This window comes from Variovorax flavidus (assembly GCF_030317145.1).
Taxonomy (GTDB): Bacteria; Pseudomonadota; Gammaproteobacteria; order Burkholderiales; family Burkholderiaceae_C; genus Variovorax; species Variovorax flavidus.
In genome coordinates this window covers 69,140-86,743 of record NZ_JASZYE010000013.1, presented here as the reverse complement: position 1 = coordinate 86,743, position 17,604 = coordinate 69,140, and the positions used below count along the sequence as shown (strand labels likewise).

13 protein-coding genes are annotated in these 17,604 nt (G+C 64.4%); 4 read left to right on the top strand and 9 right to left on the bottom strand.

Annotation, left to right across the window (positions count from 1 at the left end):
- Position 1: 1 nt before the first annotated feature.
- The 4 genes from QTH90_RS29545 to QTH90_RS29530 form a co-directional block, all read right to left on the bottom strand.
- Entirely contained in the window at positions 2 to 805 is an 804-nt protein-coding gene (locus QTH90_RS29545) for an enoyl-CoA hydratase/isomerase family protein (protein WP_286668138.1), read from the bottom strand.
- A gap of 12 nt (positions 806 to 817) precedes the next feature.
- Entirely contained in the window at positions 818 to 1,561 is a 744-nt protein-coding gene (locus QTH90_RS29540; RefSeq protein WP_286668137.1) for an SDR family NAD(P)-dependent oxidoreductase, read from the bottom strand.
- 42 nt (positions 1,562 to 1,603) lie between these two features.
- Positions 1,604 to 2,776 carry a thiolase family protein gene (locus tag QTH90_RS29535; protein ID WP_286668136.1) on the bottom strand — a complete coding sequence of 391 codons (1,173 nt, stop codon included), beginning with the start codon at positions 2,774 to 2,776 and terminating at the stop codon, positions 1,604 to 1,606.
- A 68-nt stretch (positions 2,777 to 2,844) separates the two neighbouring features.
- Positions 2,845 to 4,011, bottom strand: coding sequence for a CaiB/BaiF CoA transferase family protein (locus tag QTH90_RS29530; protein WP_286668135.1), 1,167 nt, complete (start codon positions 4,009 to 4,011; stop codon positions 2,845 to 2,847).
- Between the two features lie 267 nt (positions 4,012 to 4,278).
- On the opposite strand from QTH90_RS29530, the gene gcvA reads away from it, so the two are divergent.
- Positions 4,279 to 5,187 (top strand): transcriptional regulator GcvA, encoded by a 909-nt coding sequence (gcvA, locus tag QTH90_RS29525; protein WP_286668134.1) that lies wholly within the window; start codon positions 4,279 to 4,281, stop codon positions 5,185 to 5,187.
- Positions 5,188 to 5,200: 13 nt separating this feature from the next.
- On the opposite strand, the gene QTH90_RS29520 is transcribed toward gcvA, so the two are convergent.
- From QTH90_RS29520 to QTH90_RS29510, 3 genes are all read right to left on the bottom strand, one after another.
- Positions 5,201 to 6,160 (bottom strand): Bug family tripartite tricarboxylate transporter substrate binding protein, encoded by a 960-nt coding sequence (locus QTH90_RS29520; protein ID WP_444814780.1) that lies wholly within the window; start codon positions 6,158 to 6,160, stop codon positions 5,201 to 5,203.
- A 181-nt stretch (positions 6,161 to 6,341) separates the two neighbouring features.
- Positions 6,342 to 6,887 (bottom strand): NAD(P)H-dependent oxidoreductase, encoded by a 546-nt coding sequence (locus tag QTH90_RS29515; protein ID WP_286668132.1) that lies wholly within the window; start codon positions 6,885 to 6,887, stop codon positions 6,342 to 6,344.
- An 8-nt stretch (positions 6,888 to 6,895) separates the two neighbouring features.
- Entirely contained in the window at positions 6,896 to 8,125 is a 1,230-nt protein-coding gene (locus QTH90_RS29510) for an MFS transporter (RefSeq protein ID WP_286668131.1), read from the bottom strand.
- Positions 8,126 to 8,289: 164 nt separating this feature from the next.
- Here QTH90_RS29510 and QTH90_RS29505 point away from each other — a divergent pair, with 164 nt between their 5' ends.
- Positions 8,290 to 9,207, top strand: coding sequence for a LysR family transcriptional regulator (locus tag QTH90_RS29505; protein ID WP_286668130.1), 918 nt, complete (start codon positions 8,290 to 8,292; stop codon positions 9,205 to 9,207).
- Here the strand turns inward: QTH90_RS29505 and QTH90_RS29500 are convergent.
- On the bottom strand, positions 9,107 to 9,379 hold the full coding sequence (locus QTH90_RS29500) for a helix-turn-helix domain-containing protein (RefSeq protein WP_286668154.1): 273 nt from the start codon (positions 9,377 to 9,379) through the stop codon (positions 9,107 to 9,109). The two genes, QTH90_RS29505 and QTH90_RS29500, sit on opposite strands and share 101 nt — an antisense overlap.
- Positions 9,380 to 9,410: 31 nt before the next feature.
- Between QTH90_RS29500 and QTH90_RS29495 the strand changes: the two genes are divergently transcribed.
- A complete protein-coding gene (locus QTH90_RS29495) occupies positions 9,411 to 9,851 on the top strand; it encodes an IclR family transcriptional regulator domain-containing protein (protein WP_286668129.1) in 441 nt (146 codons plus the stop codon).
- 225 nt (positions 9,852 to 10,076) lie between these two features.
- On the opposite strand, the gene QTH90_RS29490 is transcribed toward QTH90_RS29495, so the two are convergent.
- Positions 10,077 to 11,072, bottom strand: a complete 996-nt coding sequence (locus QTH90_RS29490; protein ID WP_286668128.1) for a 2-hydroxyacid dehydrogenase — start codon at positions 11,070 to 11,072, stop codon at positions 10,077 to 10,079.
- A gap of 1,239 nt (positions 11,073 to 12,311) precedes the next feature.
- Here QTH90_RS29490 and QTH90_RS29485 point away from each other — a divergent pair.
- Positions 12,312 to 17,582: a hybrid non-ribosomal peptide synthetase/type I polyketide synthase gene (locus QTH90_RS29485; protein ID WP_286668127.1), complete on the top strand. Its 5,271-nt coding sequence runs from the start codon at positions 12,312 to 12,314 to the stop codon at positions 17,580 to 17,582.
- Positions 17,583 to 17,604: the final 22 nt, after the last annotated feature.

Here is a 17,604-nt window from a genome sequence, read left to right as displayed (position 1 = left end):
TTCAGTCTCCGATGTAGTTGGGGGTGCGCTTTTCGGCAAATGCCTTGCGCCCTTCGATGCGGTCCCTGGAGTCGCGCAACAGGCCCCAATGCAGGTTGGCCTGCGCAATGTAGTCGCGCGGCGCGAGGTGCGCGGTTTCCAGTGCCATCTTCTTCACCACCTGCGTTGCAAGCGGCCCATTCGCGGCAATTCGCACCGCGATGGCTTGAGCTTCGCGAAGCAGGTCGCCCGACGCGAACACATCGCTGACCAGGCCGATGCGCAATGCGGTCGCAGCATCAATGCGGTCGCCCGTCAACGCCAGCTTCATAGCGTGCGCCGCGGGAATCGCCCTCAGCAGCTGCTGAACACCGCCGGCCGCAGGAATGCTCGCGACCTTGACTTCCGGCAACCCGAAGCATGCGTTCTCGCCTGCAATGCGCAGATCGCATTGCATGGCCAGCTCCAGGCCGCCGCCAAGGCAGTAGCCGTTGATGGCCGCCATCATGGGCTTCCACAGCTCCAGGTCGCTGAGGTCTAGCAGACGGGTGTATCCATCTCGTCCGGCCTCGGCCTCGCGGCCCAGCAGGGCACCCCTCGCGAACAGCTCGCTCGGCGGCAGTGTTTCCTTCAGGTTCGCCCCGGTACAAAACGCCTTCGCGCCGGCACCCGTCAGCACGATGCAACGCACCTGCTCGTCGTCTTGCAGGGCGCGCAGCGCCTCTCGCAACTGCAGCAGATCGGGAATTGCGAGCGCATTCAGCGACTTCGGCTCGTTCAGAGTCAGGGTGGCGACTGTTTGCGCATGGCGAATCTCGATGGTCACGGCCCTTCTCCTTCAGACGCTGGGGCTCGACAGCGACCGGCCCCCGCACACGTACAGGGTCTGCCCCGTGATGTAGGAGGCTTCGTCGCCGGCAAACAATAACGCCGCGGCGGCGACGTCCGCGGGTTGACCAATGCGCCCCACTGGGACGCTGCGTTTCAGGCGGTCCTTGACATCTTCGTCGAACGACTCGAACAGCGGCGTCTCGATGATGCCGGGCGCGATCGTGTTGGCCGTGATGCCGTGAGGAGCCAACTCGATGGCCAGCGAACGCGTGAAGCTCACTACGGCGCCTTTAGCGGCGGCGTAGTTGGCCTGCCCGAAACCGCCGAGCCATGCACGCGACGACATGTTGATGATGCGGCCGTACTTCTGCGCCACCATGCCGTCGACCACGGCCTTCACGCAAAGGAACTGCGAACGAAGGTTGACGTTGACGACGAAGTCCCAGTCCTCCTCGCTCATCTTCTGGATGCGCTTGTCGCGGCTGAGTCCGGCGTTGTTCACCAGCACGTCGGGCGATTTCCACTTGGCGGTCACCTCGGCCACGGCGGCGCCCACCATGGCGGAAGACGTCACATCGACCTGCAAAGGAAGAAAACGGCTGCTCCCCGCGAATTGCTCCGAAGCCCGCCGCAGCGCCGGAGTGCTGAGATCGAAGGCGGCGACCCGCAGCCCCTTGTTCAACAGCGCCTCGACGATGCCTCGTCCAATGCCTTGCGCGCCGCCCGTGACTACCGCTACTTTCTCTGTCATTGCTTTCCCCAAGGTGGAATTTGTTGTATGCGCCACGGCAACTCACACGGCCAGGATGGTGACCAGCGCCACTGCGGAATCTCCAGCCAGCTGCCCGCCGTTGTTCTCGGCCAAGGCAACCTTGGCACCGTGACGCTGGCGGGCGCCGCTGCGCCCGCGCAGTTGCTGCGTGAGTTCCACGATCTGTGCCGCACCGGTGGCGCCGATGGGATGGCCGCGGCTCAGCAGCCCGCCACTCGGGTTGACGGACAGGCGTCCGCCCAGGCCCGTGTCTCCGGATCGAATCAAAGCACCGGCGTCTCCGGGTCCGCAGAAGCCCAGGTTCTCGTAGTGGATCAGCTCGGCCGGCGCGGACGCGTCGTGAAGCTCGGCCACGTGGATGTCCTTCGGGCCGAGGCCGGCTTCCTCGTACGCCAGCCTTGCCGCCCTGACCGCCACCAGCTCCGCGCCCGGGACGCCGGCGGCGCTGACGATGCTGCATGCCTTGACGTACACGCGCTTGACCCCGAGCTTGCGGGCATAGGCCTCTGAGCACACGACGATGGCGGCCGCGCCGTCCCCGATGGAAGAGCACATGAAGAGCGTCAACGGGTCGCTCACCATGCGGCTGGACAGCACTTCCTCCAACGTGGTGGTCGCGCGGAACTGCGCCTTCGGATTCAGGGAACCGGCCAGGCGGCTCTTGACGCAGACGCGTGCGAAGTCTTCACGCTCCACGCCCGCGGTCCCCATCCACTTGCGCGTCTTTGCGGCGTAGATGTCCATGAACACGCTGCCAGTGCCCGTTCCGATGTGGCCACCCAGGTCCTCCTCGATGTCCACGGCACGCGCGAACGCGCCGAACGAAACCTTCTTGTCTTCGTGGCTGAGCTTTTCGCTCCCCACCACCAACACGCACTCGTACTGGCCCGAGGTCACCGCGGCGCGCGCGAGGTTGAACGCCGAGCTGCTGGAAGCGCACGCGTTCTCGATGTTGAACATCGGCTTTCCGGCAAGGCCGGTGTTTCTCAGGGACGACTGGGCACGGATCATTTCCTGGCCGGTGACGACACCCGCGGCTGCATTGGCGAAGAACACGCACTCGATCTGGCTCGGCTGCACACTGGCATCGGCCAATGCTTCGTTCACGGCCTCCTCGGACAACGACTTCAGGCTGCGGGTGAGAAATTTTCCGAATGGCGTCATGCCGACGCCTGCGATTACTGCTTCGCTCATGGGAAATCCTTGGTTGGAGTGGAAACGCGCTTGCGCATGGAGATATGTCTGAGGGAACTGCTGCGTGCTCAGGCGCAGGGGCTGGCCTGGCGTGCGAAATCGATAACTTCCGCGGTGTGCTCGCCCAACAAGGGCGCGGGCCGCAGCGGTCCTGAGCGGTACGCGCCATCCCAGCCGGTAGGCAGCGGGCCGATCACGCGCACTTCGCCCGACTCGGGATGCTGAAAGGAAGCGGTCATTCCCACGAAGGGGGGCGACGCCGCGACTTCGACGTAGGTGTTGACGGGGCCGCAAATGATGTCCTCGGCCTCCAGTGCCGACAGCAGTTCGATGCTGGAAAAGCATCGGGTGCGCGTCGAGAGTTGCTCGAACATGGCGCCGCGATTGGCCACTCGCAGGTCCGAGGTGCTGAAAAGCGGATGACCGGCCAGGTCGGGAACGCCCAGGATGCGACACAGCGAAGCCCAGCGCTTGGGCTGATACGCGGCGACCATGATCCAACCGTCGTCAGTGGGAAACGCCTCGTTTGGCGCCGAGTACGGGGCTGCGCTTCCACAAGGGCTGGGCGGCGTGCCCGACGCAAGATACGAGGCCAGTCCCATCTGCTGCAGCTGGATGCCGGCCGCATACATGCTGATGTCCAGCCACGCACCTCGGTCGCTGCTCTGCCTTGCCATGAGGGCATCGAGGATCGCGGTGGTGGCCAGGAAGCCCGTGACCATGTCGACGACGGGCGATTGGACCTTGGCCGGTACGCCGTCCGCGGCGCCGGTGATGCTCATGAGGCCCGATGTGGCTTGCACGACGCCGTCCACGCCGGGCTTGCCGCTGTAAAGGCCCTGCTGGCCGTATGCGGAAATGCTGCAGTAGACCAGTCGCGGGTTGCCGGCTGAAACCGTCGCATGGTCCAGCCCGAACTTCGCCATGACGCCTGGGCGGAAACTCTCCACGACGACATCCGCACGTTGCAGCAGACGACGCGCGACCTCAAGGTCATGCGGAAGCTTCAGGTCCAGGACGGCGCTTCGCTTGTTGCGATTAAGCGAAAGAAAGATGACGCCGTGGCCTTCGAGAAAGGGCGGCCCCAGCGTACGCCCCAGGTCTCCGCCAGGGGCCTCGATTTTGATGACGTCGGCGCCGCGGTCCGCAAGCATCATGGTGCACGTCGGGCCCGCTGCGATCTGAGAAAAGTCGACGACCAGGAGGCCGGCGAGGTTGCCGTCGTTGTCTTCCATATCTTCTTTCTCCTGTGTCATTGCTGCCCCTGCGCGCCTCGCCAAGAAAGGTTGCCGGTGCGGCGGCTGACCAAGGGCTTGACCGAACTATCGTTCGACACCCAACGGCCTCGCAAACGACTTTTGAAGAGGGCATGGTTGACTTTTCGTCAATCGTCATAATCGGCACTGGCGAGAGGCCAGATTGCTGAAAAGCCGCTGATATTCCGGTCATCTGAAAGAATCTGCTTGACGTAAATGCAATGAAGGCCGCAAGCTTGCGCACGCATGGAAAAGTTGCCTCCTCTTAACTCGCTCAGAGCCTTCGAGGCGGCCGCCCGCCACCTCAGCGTGACGGCGGCGGCCGAGGAGCTTTTCGTCACGCCGGGCGCGGTCAGCCGCAAGGTGCGGCAACTCGAGGAGTTCCTGGGAACTTCGCTGTTCCTGCGCGGCCATCAGCAGATCGCATTGACGAGGCACGGTGCCGACTACTTCAAGTCGATCTCGCGCGCACTCAACGACATGCGCGAAGCAACGTCTCGCCTGGGGCGCAGAGTGGAGAAGCAGGAACTGCGCATCCGGGCGTACACGACGTTTGCCATGCGCTGGCTGATCCCACGGCTTTCGGACTTTCATGCCCGTCACCCGGAGATCGAGGTGTCCCTGACGACATCGCTCGAAGATGTCGATTTCGACCGGGAAGACATCGACGGCGCCGTTCGCCTGGGCGACGGGCTGTGGCGCGGCGCGAACAGCTATTGGCTGGTGCCCAATGTGCTGTGTCCCGTGATGAGCCCGCACCTGCCGCGCCCGGATGCCCCGCTGAACGTTCCCGACGACCTGTCGCGCTACACGCTGCTGCATTCGCTGGCGCGTGCGGATGACTGGGCCGACTGGCTGGCGTCCGTGGGCGCGGTCGACATTGATCCGCGCGCCGGCACCATGTTCCAGAGCTCCGCCATGGCCTACGCCGCTGCCATTCAGCGGCAAGGAATCGCCATGGCCCAACTTTTTTTGGTGGAAGAGGATCTTCGCAATGGCGACCTCGTCAAGGCATTCGATTTCGTGCTCGACCGCGCAAGCTTCACCTACTACCTGCTGACCCCGTCGGACCGAGTGGAGAGGCCGCAAATGACGGCCTTTCGCCAGTGGATTCTGGAGCGCTCCGTGGGGCCGGGCGGCGCACTCGCGCGCTGAGGCGGCATGGCAATCAGTCGGCCGTGATGTTCGCCTCCTTGATCGCCTTGGCCCAGCGAGCGCTTTCAGAGGCGACCCGGCGCAGCACGGCGTCTGGCGGTTCGTAGCGCGCCTCGAAGCCGGAAGCTTCGGCGGAAGTACGGGTGACGGGGTCCTCCATGGCCCGCCGCACCAGGTCGGACATTTTCGCGATGACCGGCCGAGGCGTGCCGGCCGGCGTGAACAGCGCCACCCATGTTTCAAGTTCATAGCCCTTCAGCCCGGCCTCCGCGGCGGTCGGCACATCGGGAAGCTCCGGGTATCGCTGCTTCGACGTGACCGCCAGCGCGCGCAACTTGCCCGACTTGATATGGCCGATGACCGAAGGCGGCGTCGTGATGAACACCTGCACCTGGTTGGCAAGAACATCTTGCAGCGCCTGTCCCGATCCTCGGTAGGGAACATGCAGCATCTGCGTCCCCGTCTGCTGTTTGAAGATCTCCGTGCCAATATGGGACACCGAGCCATTGCCTTGCGACGCATAGCTCAATTCGCCGGGATGCGCCTTGAGGTAGGCGATCAGTTCGGTCAACGTGTGGACGGGCAGGGACGGATTGACCGTGATGACATTGGTTGCCGTTGCGATCAGCGCGACAGGCTCCAGATCTTTCTCGGCCCAGGGCAGCTTCGGCGTCAATAACGGGTTCCCGACGTGGTAGCCGGAATAGGAGGCCAGCAGCGTGTACCCCTCGGCTGGCGAGCGGGCGACCTGCGCATACGCCACGTTGCCGCTGCCGCCCCCTTTGTTTTCCACGACGAAGGGCTGGCTCAGCGCGTGCGACAACTGGATGCCGATCAAACGCGCGGACGCGTCGATAATCCCTCCGGGCGGCGCTGGCACGACGATAGTGACGGACTTGGTCGGATAGTCGGCAGGCGCCGCGGTAGCCTGGATCGCCAATGCGTAGAGCACCGTTGCCAGGCAGGTTCGCATGGCAAGGCGAGGCACCCGCGAAGATTCGCGGCGCTGCCTGCATTCGAAAATCATGTTGTCTCCTAGTGGTTGGAGCGGGAATGCTGACCAAGGCGGAAAAAGCCGGCAATCGACTTTTGTGAGGGGTGCCGTTGATGCGAGGTAAACCGCATGCGAACCGCGTGGCGCCCGCCGCCTGCATTCAGCGGGCAGCCCCGTGCCCGTTCGAGCCCACCACGTGCGCCGCGTAGTCCCGTGCGCTCACTTCCAGCGCCTGTTCGTCTACTTCGCAGACGCCGGCAAGAAAAAAGCCCGGCAGGTATGTCATGCCCAATCGAAAAGCGGTCACCTCGAACGGGCTGGTCAGTTCTTCCAGGGTCCGGCGGTAGCGCCCGTCCTTGCGGTAATCGGCCTCTCGCGACCATGCGGACACCGCAATGCCCAGTTGCCTTCCTTCGAGCGCGCTCGCGACGCCGCCATATGCCCACCCATGTTCCAGCACCAGGTCGAGCCACTTCTTGAGCAACGGCGGGCCGCTGTACCACTGCAACGGAAACTGCAAGATCACGCGCCGATGCCGAGCCAGCAGGCGCTGCTCGGCCCGAACGTCTACCTTCTCGTCCGGATAGGCGGCGTAGAGATCGTGGACAGTGGCATCGGTCAAACGCAACGCCTGCATCCAGGCACGGTTGACACGGGAATTCACCAGGCACGGATGCGCGACCACGACAAGGGATGAATGCGACATGAAGTGCCTCAAGTCCGGCTTCCATGACGGGCGATGTGCAAGACGGACAGCGAGACGCTGAACAACAGAACGCTGGCGAAGATCGTGGCGCCGCCGCGCAGGCCAACGAGATCGATCGCGAATCCGCTCAGCATCGGCAGCACCCCTGCGCTGACATAGGCGCCCATGTTGAGAAGCGAAATGGCTTCGGCGCGATGCGCCTCCTGCACGTGGATGCTGATGAGCGTCAGGCCGCCGAGCTGCCCCAGCCCCTGCCCCACGCCCGCGAGGATCGCGGCGGCGACAAGCAACACCGGACTGCCAAGGTAGATGGCGCCCAGCAGGCTGGTCATCGAGCCTGCAGTGGCCGCGCAGCTGAGGAAGAACATGGCGCGCACCGAGACGCCGCGCGCTGCAAACTGCACGCCCGTCGCGGCAAGGAACATCACGCACGCCGTCAGACCGGCCACCAGAGGACTCGATACGCCGAGCAGACGAGACAGGAGCGAGGGGCCAAGCGCCAGGACGAAGGAAGTCGCCGTCAGGCCCGGTGCGAAGACCGCGACGCCTTGAAGCAGATGCTCGCGGTTCGAAGCCGGAATGGAGGGCATGCGCAGCCCGAGGCGGCTCGCGCTGGCCGCGGCGTGATGCCTGGGGTGCTGCTTCAGGGGCAACGTCATCACCACGATGCCGGCCAGCAGGATGAAAGCTGCCTCGATGGCGAAGGTGATCGGCATCGGCGCGTGTGTCCATTGCGCGACGACACCCGCGCCCAAAGGACCGAGTCCGGCGCCAAGCACCATCGCGACCGATGCCGCCAGCGACGCCTTGCGCTTCAGCGCGGCACCCCCCACATCGACGACCGCGGCCATGCCGGCCGAAACGATGACGCCGACGGCGACGCCCGTGAGGAAGCGGCCGATCATCAGCGCACCCACGGACTGCGCGGTTGCAAAGAGCGCACAGGCGACCAGCGCGCTGGCCAGGCCGGGCAGCAGCACTGGCCGGCGGCCCAGGCGGTCCGAGAGCTGCCCCGCGACGGGCAACGTGACCAGCAGCCCGACGATGTACGCCGCGAAAATGGCAGTCAGCATGCCTGATGAAAAGCCAAACTTGCGCTGCCACAGCATGTACAGAGGCGTGGCGGAATTGGAGAGCACGAAGACCGCCGTGACTACGCTGGCGGCCAGCAGAATGGAACGCCCTCTTGCCGAAGCGTCCCCGTTGGGAAGCGGTGATTGAAGTGCCGAAGTGTTCATTGCGAACTGCCTAGTGAATGAGCTGATGCCGAAGCCCATACTGTGGGCGTCACACCTCGCCTCGATAAGCCGGCAGTTTCCAAATGAGGCTTGTAGCGTCGCTACATAATCGGAAGAAATTTCGCGCGATGCCGCGCCGGTCTTGACTAAGCACGCTGAAGAAAATGCGCCAGGAAAACCTCGAAGGTCTCGTCGCCTTCGTGCAGGTAGCCGAGTCACGTAGCTTTTCCGCGGCGGCGGCTCGAATGGGATTGACGCCGTCAGCCGTGAGCCAATCGATCCGCCTGCTCGAAGCGCGCGTCGGCATCGCCTTGTTCACGCGCACCACCCGCAGCGTGCGTCTGACCGAGGCCGGTGAGAGATACCTCGAACGCGTGCGTCCCGCGGTCCTTGAACTGGACGAGGCCGCTGGCGCATTGGCACAGACCGATGCCCGCCCGACAGGCACCTTGCGCCTGAACCTGCCTCGAGTGGCCCACATGGTCGTGCTGCAACCGGTGTTGCGCAAGTTCCTGGATGCGTACCCCGAGTTGAGCATCGAGCTTTCCATCGACAGCACGCTGACCGACCTCATCGAAGGCGGCTTCGATGCTGGCATTCGCTACAACAACATCGTTGACGGCGACATGGTCGGCGTGCCGGTCGGCCCGTCGATGTCCAGCTACGTGGTCGCCACGGCGGAGCACTGGGCCAGGTACGGCACGCCGTCTACGCCACACGACCTGCTTGGCCATCGCCGCGTCGGCTTTCGCTACAAGAGCAGCGGTGTGCTCGAGCGATGGGCGTTCGTGAAGAACGGCAAGCCGCTCAACTTGTCTCCGACGACTCATGCGGTCGTGGTCAACGACGTCGCCGCCATCGTGCAGGCTGCGCTGGACGGTATTGGCGCGGCCTACATCACCAGCGCTTACGTCGAGGGGCTGATCGAGAGCGGCCGCCTGGTGCGCGTGCTCCATGAATGGACGCCGTCGCTTCCAAACCTCACCTTGTATTACCCCAGCCGCCGCGGGATGACGCCCAAATTGCGCGCACTTGTTGATTTTTTGAAGATACAACCGAACGAAGCCTCGCTCGATGACTGACTAATTTGTGGGGCTCAAATTCGCCCGCCTCGTCCCGGTGCTGCAGATAGCCAAGCGCAGTCAGCGTGAAGGTCAGGCGTGACACCGTCGCCCGCGGCAATGCAGTACGTCGCACGATCTCGCCGTGACTCAACCAACGGTCCTGTGGCTTGAATGCCCGAAGCAGTTCAATGCCTCGCGCCGGCGCAAGGCACGACCTCGAAATGATCTACGTCGCACATTGCCGCAGCACAGCGCGACTGATCCTCGGTCTGGACGTCGGCGCACGCTTGCCGCTCGCTCGCACTGCCATGGGCCGTGCAGTCCTATGCGCCACGCCGACGATCGAGCGCGAATTGCTGTTCAAGCGCATAGCCTCCGCAGAGGGCAGCCGCTGGCCGCCGTTGAGTCGGAGGCTCGCGGAAGTGCAAGCTCAGTTCGACGTACGAGGCTTTGTCACGACCGAAGGCGAATGGGATCCAGCAATTTCCGCAGCCGCCGTGCCGGTGAATCTTGGTGACGGCCGCACCCTTCTCGGCCTGTCGGTCGGCGGAGCCTCAACGTGGCTGAACGGCAGCTTCCTGCACGACGAGGTCGGGCCGTTGCTGGTGAGCGCCGCTGCTGAAATCGTCGCCGCCATTCATGCGGCTGATTGGAAGAACTGATGCCACATCGCTGCCGCGGCTGCATCGCACCGCAAGGTCTTTTCTGACCATCCCGGCGGAAGAATCGCTTCTGGCGAATGGCCGTGACGACAGCTTGCGAGAGATCCGAACTTCCTGTCCAGCCCCTCGCCATCGACCGCTATCCGGCAGGTATACCGCGGTTGCTGCCCTTCGCGGTCCTGGCCAAAGTTACGCTGTGCAGTCGCGCTCACGCGGTCAAGGTGGTCAGGAAAGCGGAACGCGGTTGACCAGTTCGGTCCCCGCCTCGAAGGCACTGATGCTCTCGATAGTGGTCTGCATGATCTGCCCGATGGCCTCCTGGGTGAAGAAGCCCTGATGGCCCGTCACGATCACGTTGTGAAACGACACCAGCCGCTGGATCACATCGTCCTCGATGATGGTCGACGACAGGTCCTGGAAGAACAGGCTGGCTTCCTGTTCGTAAACGTCGATCGCCAGTCCGCCGAGCTGCCCGGTCTTCAGCGCGGCGATCGCAGCCTCTGTGTCCACCAGGCCACCGCGGCTGGTGTTGATGAGGACGGCGCCCCGCTTGACGCGTGCCAATGACTCGGCGTTCACGACGTGCCGTGTCTCGGGCGTCAATGGGCAATGCAGCGAGATGACGTCGCAGTCGGGCACCAGGTCCACCGTGCTCATATAGTGCCCGCCCATGGCCTCGAAGGCAGGGTTGTGGTACTGGTCATAGCCCAGCACCGTGCACCCGAAGCCCAGCATGATGCGCGCGAAGATGGTGCCGATCTTGCCCGTACCGATGACCCCTACTGTCTTGCCGTGCAGGTCGAAGCCCATCAGGCCGTCGAGTTCGAAGTTGCCGTCGCGCGTGCGCGCGCTGGCCCGCGCGATCTTGCGGTTCACCGCCAGCAGCAGGCCGACGGCGAACTCGGCCACCGAATGCGGCGAGTAGTCGGTGACGCGCACGACCTCGACGCCCAGCCGTGCGGCGGCCACAGCGTCAATGTGGTTGTAGCCGGTGGAACGGGTAGCCACCAGCCGTGTGCCCTGCGCGGCCAGCATGGCCAGCACTTCGGCATCGACGTTGTCATTCACGAAAACACAGACGGCCACGCAGCCGGCGGCCAGCGACGCCGTGTTGGACGTCAGCCGGTCTTGCAGGAAGGTCAGTTCATGCCCCGCCTTGACGTTGGCCGCCGTCAGCAAGGTCTTGTCGTAGCTTCGCGTACTGAACACGGCTGTCTTCATAGGGACCTCCTTGCGAGATGCGATCGCTGAACGAAAGTGACTCACTCGCTCGGCATGTCCGCCCCATCTCCGGGACAGCCCGACCCCAGTGCTCGTCTCAAGGCCGAAAGCGGCGCTTGCCAAGTCACGTCGCTCCAACAGCAGACGCCGGAACGGCAGCAAGCTCAGGGGCGTCAGGCAGTCTACTCCTCGTGTTCGTCTCCTAAAACGAGCGGTCGCGGTGTCGCCGATCTTGATTCGAGGCGCACACGCATAAGTGGCGACCGTCAGGCCTTTGCGGCCGCTGCGCCTTGGATCTCAGCCGTCGTTCGCTTTCCGAATCTAGAGAAGTACGTCCCCTCTCGATAACTGTATAAATATCCAGTAAATGGGTATTATGAGGTCTATGGACCGACAAGACTGGATTGCCGTCTGCGCTCATCAGCTACAGCGCCGATGGCGCACGGTGGACCCGGACCAACTCGACGACCTAGCCGCCAACCTCTGGCAAGACGAAAGGCTGCGCAGCCTGCCGCCCGCGCAGGCGGCGACCGACTGGCTCCAGCCAATCCAACGGCAGCTAACGGGCCGCGCCGCTGGGGACAAAAGCTGAATTGAGCTGGTGACGCCGCTGGGCGTACTACAAGCGATCCCGCATTTCGTAGCCGCTAGCGTCGCGCTGGATCACCGTCATATCCGTGTAGGTGGCTCGAAGCTCATCCAACGCTTCGAGCACCAGCCGGATGGAGGTTTCCAAGTCAGTTCCAATGTCTGAAGCGGCGCCTGCAGACGGCTCAAGGACGTAGTCGAGCCGCTCGCAAGCGGCCGCGCCATTTCACCCAAGCTTTCTTCTGGGCAGCAAGCCGAGTCATCTGATCCAACTTCTTGTTCCGTCGAAATGTCCTACTGACACAACCGATAGGCACCGACTTCTATGGGAGCGAGCCCATCTAGCTTTGCGACCACGCCCCGACTCACGGACCTCTCCTCCACGGGACAGCCTTTGCGGCCCCGCCGCGACTCGCATCTGACCCTGTGGCGACCGCGCCCCTGAAGTATCGAACGTCCGCTATGTTCGGCCTCCAAATGGGAATTCGCAGTTGAGGAGGAAACCTGACTAGAATCTGACCAACTATTGTAACTAAAGTATACAATGGCTTCGGGGGAATGACGGAGGGACGTGGATTCGAGTCGCGTCCTACAGGTGCGGTCCGAATGAGTTGTCGGATCGACGGGCTCGAACTATGCGAGGAAACACTGTTGACCAATCTTCCACTGGATCACGCGCGTTCGTCGGGTGCAAATTTCGCACCCGCTGTGACCTTCCTTGAACTCGATGCCGAAAGCACCGCATGCGCCCATCGCCTGGCGCAGGTGACCGGCGACCCACTGCCATCGATTCTGCTCGGTGTCTTCGCAGGCATGACGCACTGGTTGGCCCAGCAATCCGATTTGCTGGTCGGTGTCACCCTGCAGCAGGGGACGGGCATCGCTCTTCCTGTGCGCTTCCGGGTGGACGACGCCACAGGTCTGCGCCAACTCGCAGCACAGGCCGTGAAAGCATGGCCTGCTGGCGAGGAGCACGCCGCCTTGCCGCCTGATGCCCATGGTTCGGCGCATCAACCTGGCGCGTCGCGAACAGGAGCCATCTTTCATTTTTCGGCGGACGCGATCGATATCGAGGGATTGACCTTCGACCTGTTGCTGCACGCATCGATGACGCCTCGAGGATTGCAACTGAACGGCCACTACGACAGCGCCGTGCTGGATCGAGCAACGGTCGAGCGCTGGCTCCAGATCTATCGCTCAGCCATCGTGCGTTGGGCTTCCGACGCGCATGCCGAGATCAGCCTTGTCGCGGCATTCGCCCTCGGTGAAAGCGACCGCGCTCTGCTGGCGTCGTTCAACGCCACGTCGGCAGCGCAGGAGGCTGGACTGCGCATCGAGACGATGATTGCGCGTCAGGTGGCCGCAACGCCTGAGGCCATTGCAGTGACAGCGGCAGGCGGAGTGCAACTCAGTTTCGAGGAACTGGCCCGACGGGCCAATGGCCTCGCGGCTGCACTCAAGGACCATGGCGTCGGCGCGGGCGACCTCGTCGGACTATCTTGCGACCGCAACGAGCACATGCTGGTGGGGCTCTATGGCATCTTGCAGGCGGGCGCTGGCTATGTGCCGCTGGACCCCTCGTTCCCGACGGATCGCTTGACCTTCATGACGGAAGATGCGCAGTTGCGCGTGATGGTGGTGGATGGATCGACCGAGGGTCGCTGGTCTGGCACTTCGCTCGCCATCGTGCGTGCCGACGAAATCGAGCCCAGCGCTGCCATGCCGGCGCCCCACCACGACGCCGAGGCAGTCGCCTACGTCATCTACACCTCGGGGTCCACGGGCCGACCCAAGGGAGTGCGCGTGCCGCATCGCAGCGTGTGCAATCTCCTGTCGAGTCTGCGCAGCGTGCCGGAAATCCGCACAGACCACGTGACGCTCGCAGTGACGACGCTGTCGTTCGACATCGCCGTGTCCGAATTGCTTCTACCGCTGACTGTCGGCTCGCGCATCGTTGTTGCCGACAAGGCCCAGGCTGTGGACGGGTCGCTGTTGCGGTCGCTGGTCGAGCGAGAAAAAGTGACATTCATCGATGCCACGCCGTCGACCTGGCGCCTGTTGCTTGCCGCGGGCTGGCCTGGTTGCGCGGACATGCTCGCGATCTGCACGGGCGAGCCCCTGCCACCGGACCTCGGCCGCAAGCTGTTGCCGATGGTGCAGCAGCTCTGGAATGGCTACGGTCCGACCGAAACGACGGTTTGGTCGAGCTTCCATCGGGTCGAGCAAGTCGAAGGGACTGTCCCGATCGGGCGCCCGGTGGCGAATACGCAGTTCCACGTGCTCAATGCAGCGCTTCAACCGCTGCCGGTCGGCGTTGTCGGCGAACTCTTCATCGGGGGCGCCGGGGTGACGCTCGGCTACCTGAATCGCCCCGAACTCACGGCCGAGCGCTTCCTGCCGGATTCCTTCCGGAACGAGGAAGGCGCCCTGCTCTACCGGACCGGCGACCTGGGCCGCTGGCGTGCCGACGGCGTGCTGGAGTGCCTGGGCCGCAATGATCACCAGGTCAAGATCCGGGGCTACCGCATCGAACTCGGCGAGATCGAGAGCGCACTGTCGTTGCACGCCGCGATCGACCAGTCCGTGGTGATCGCACGCGAGGACCAGCCCGGCAACGTACGCCTGGTGGCCTACTTCACCGCGAAGCGAGCGCCGGGCGTGGATGCGCTGCGCGCACACCTCGCGACGCGGTTGCCGCCCTACATGGTCCCGACAGCGTTCGTTGCGCTCGATGCGCTTCCACTGCTTCCCAACGGCAAACTCGATCGCCGCTCGCTGCCGGCGCCGCCGACGGCGCGCCCCGAGCTGTCCGAGCCCTATGAAGAAGGCCGAAGCCCGACCGAACGGCACGTATGCGACGTCTTCGCCAAGGTGCTGGGCATCGACAACGTCGGTCGCACGGACAATTTCTTCGATCTCGGCGGCGACTCGATTCTGGTTTTGCGCGCGTTGGCCGAGTTGCAGAAGACCAGTGCGCAGCCGCTATCGGCCAACATGTTCTTTCAGCAGCCGACACCGGAGGCGCTCGGAGCGCAACTCGACAGCGGCACGTCCGCACAACCGCCCATCAGGCCGGAGCCGGCTCGGGAGAGGTTGTCCTCCGGCAACGATGAGCCCATCGCGCTCATCGGCATGGCGGGCCGCTTCCCAGGAGCGGCCAGCGTCGAGCAATTCTGGGACAACCTCTGCGCCGGTCGCGATTCGATCAGTTTCTTCGACGAAGCCACGCTCGATCCTGCCGTCAAGGCAGTGCTGCGGGACAACCCGAACTACGTGCGGGCGCGCGGCTTGATCGACGACGTCGAGTGGTTCGACGCCGCCTTCTTCGGCATCAACCCGAAGGAGGCGGAGCTGATGGATCCACAGCAGCGTCTGTTTCTGGAGATCTGCTGGGAGTGCATGGAACGCGCGGGCTACACGCCCGATCAGTGCCCGGGTTCGGTAGGGGTCTTCGCCGGCATGAACAACGCCACCTACTTCTTGCACCATGTGCAGAAGCAGCCCGATATGGTGGATGACTTCGGTGCGTTCCAGGTCATGCTCGCCAACGAGAAGGACTACATCGCCACGCGCGTGGCGCATCGCTTGAACCTGACAGGGCCTGCGATCGCCATCCACACCGCGTGTTCCACTTCGCTCGTTGCCGTCGCCCAAGCGTTCCACGCGTTGCGCTCGGGTCAGTGCGACGCAGCACTTGCCGGCGGCATCGCGATCACCTGTCCGCCGCGCAGCGGCTACCTCTACGAAGAGGGAGCCATGTTGTCTCCCGATGGCCACACGCGCAGCTTCGACGAGCGGGCGCAGGGCACGGTGTTCAGCGATGGTGCCGGCGTGGTGATGCTCAAGCGGCTGAGCGATGCGCTCGTTGCCGGCGATCCGATCTATGCGGTGCTCCGGGGCGTGGCCGTCAACAACGATGGTGGCGCCAAGGCCAGTTTCACGGCTCCCAGCATCGACGGCCAAGCCGCCGTCATCTCGGCCTCCCTCGCGTCGGCCGGCGTGGACGCCCGAAGCATCTCGTACGTCGAGACCCACGGCACAGCCACCCCCATGGGCGACCCCGTGGAGATCGAGGGCCTGACGCGGGCGTTCGCGCGCCACACGTCGGACACCGACTTCTGCCGCATCGGGTCGGTGAAGAGCAACGTCGGCCATCTGGTCACGGCAGCCGGGGTTGCGGGGCTGATCAAGACGGCCCTGGCCTTGCACACCGAGCGCATCCCGCCCACGGTGCATTTCACGCGGCCCAACCCCCGCATCCGCTTCGAGACCACACCCTTCAGGGTCAACGACAGTCTGCATCATTGGCCGCGCGCGGATGCGCCCAGGCGCGCCGGCGTGAGCTCCTTCGGCGTCGGCGGCACCAACGCCCACGTGATCGTCGAAGAGGCGCCATCCCGTGACGACTCGGACATCTCGGCCGCGCCTCAACTGCTGGTGCTTTCGGCCCGCACGCCCACGGCGCTGGCTGCGGCTCGCACGCGGCTGGCCGCTCACCTCGAGGCTCATCCCCGCATCTGCCTACCCGATGTGGCCCACACGCTCCGCGTCGGTCGCAAGATCTTCGCCCATCGGGCATGCGTCGTCGCACGGTCACCAGCCGAAGCGGCCGCCGCATTGCGCACCGCAGACGGATCAGGTGGTTTCAGCGGAACAGCGGCCACATCGAGACCCCAGCCTGTCCTGCTGTTTCCTGGCCAGGATGCGCCGCCATACCGCGGCATGGGCCGCGCGCTGTATGCGCAGGAGCCGGTTTTCCGCGCCGCCTTCGACGAGTGCCACTCGGCCTTCGAACGCGTGCAGGGCTTCGACCTCCGGGCGCACATGTTTGCCGATGACCCTGCCGCTTTCGCGCAGGCCGCGACCTTTGCGATCGAATATGCGCTCGCGCGCCAGTTACTGGCGCTGCAGGTGAAGCCGGCCGCCATGCTCGGCCACGGAGTCGGCGCCTTCGTCGCCGCGGTTCTGGCGGGAGTGATGCAGCTCGACGACGCGGTCAAGCTCGTGGAACTGCGCGCCGACTCGATGCACACGCAGCGCGCCGAGATCATGCTGTCCATATCCCGGACTGCCGCGGAGCTGTCGCAACTGCTGCCGGAAGGCGTTTCGCTGGCTGCCGACAACGGTCCCACGGGCTGCCTTGTGGCCGGGCCGATCGATGGACTCGAACGCCTGCGTGCATCGCTCGAAGCCCAAGGGATCGAGTCCAGACTTTTCCTGGCATCGCGCGCAATTAACCTGACCAGCCTCGCCGGCACGCCTTGCGGATCGAAATTGCCAGACATCCGCTTGTCGGCCCCCCGTCTGCCGATCTATTCGACATTGACCGGCAGACTCCTGACACCCGAGGAAGCCACCGATCCGAGCTACTGGGTCCGCCATTTGCGGGAGACGGTGCGCTTCTCGCCGGCGCTGTCCGAGGTGACGAGCCAGCTCGGACATCCGTTGTTCATCGAGATCGGTCCGCGCCACACTGTGCCGACGCTGAGCAGGCACCGGCCCGCTGAAGAGGCTCCGTCGCCGGCTATCGTCCTCCTCGGCAACGGACCCCATGACGAATGCAGTGCCTGGCGCCTTGCTGCCGGCCGTATTTGGGCAATGGGTGCGGAGATCGATCTCGTCGCGCTCGACGAACGTGCAAACAAGCATCGCGTGCCGTTGCCCACCTATCCGTTCGAACGCAAGCGCTGCTGGCTCGACGCGACCGCCGCCTCCGCGACGTCCCCCGATCTCCGCTCGCACGGCATGGCGCCAGTGGCCGTGGCGCCGGCTCCGGACGCGGCGCGGGAGCCGACAGCGTCCGCAGCTCCTCACGACGGCCTCCTGCAGCAGGTCGTGGCAAGTCAGATGCAGTTGATGCAGCAGCAACTCACGATGCTGTCGGCCTCTCCCCTGAACGGGTCCGGCTCCATGGAATCCTGACCCGGCAACAGAGCGGGATTTG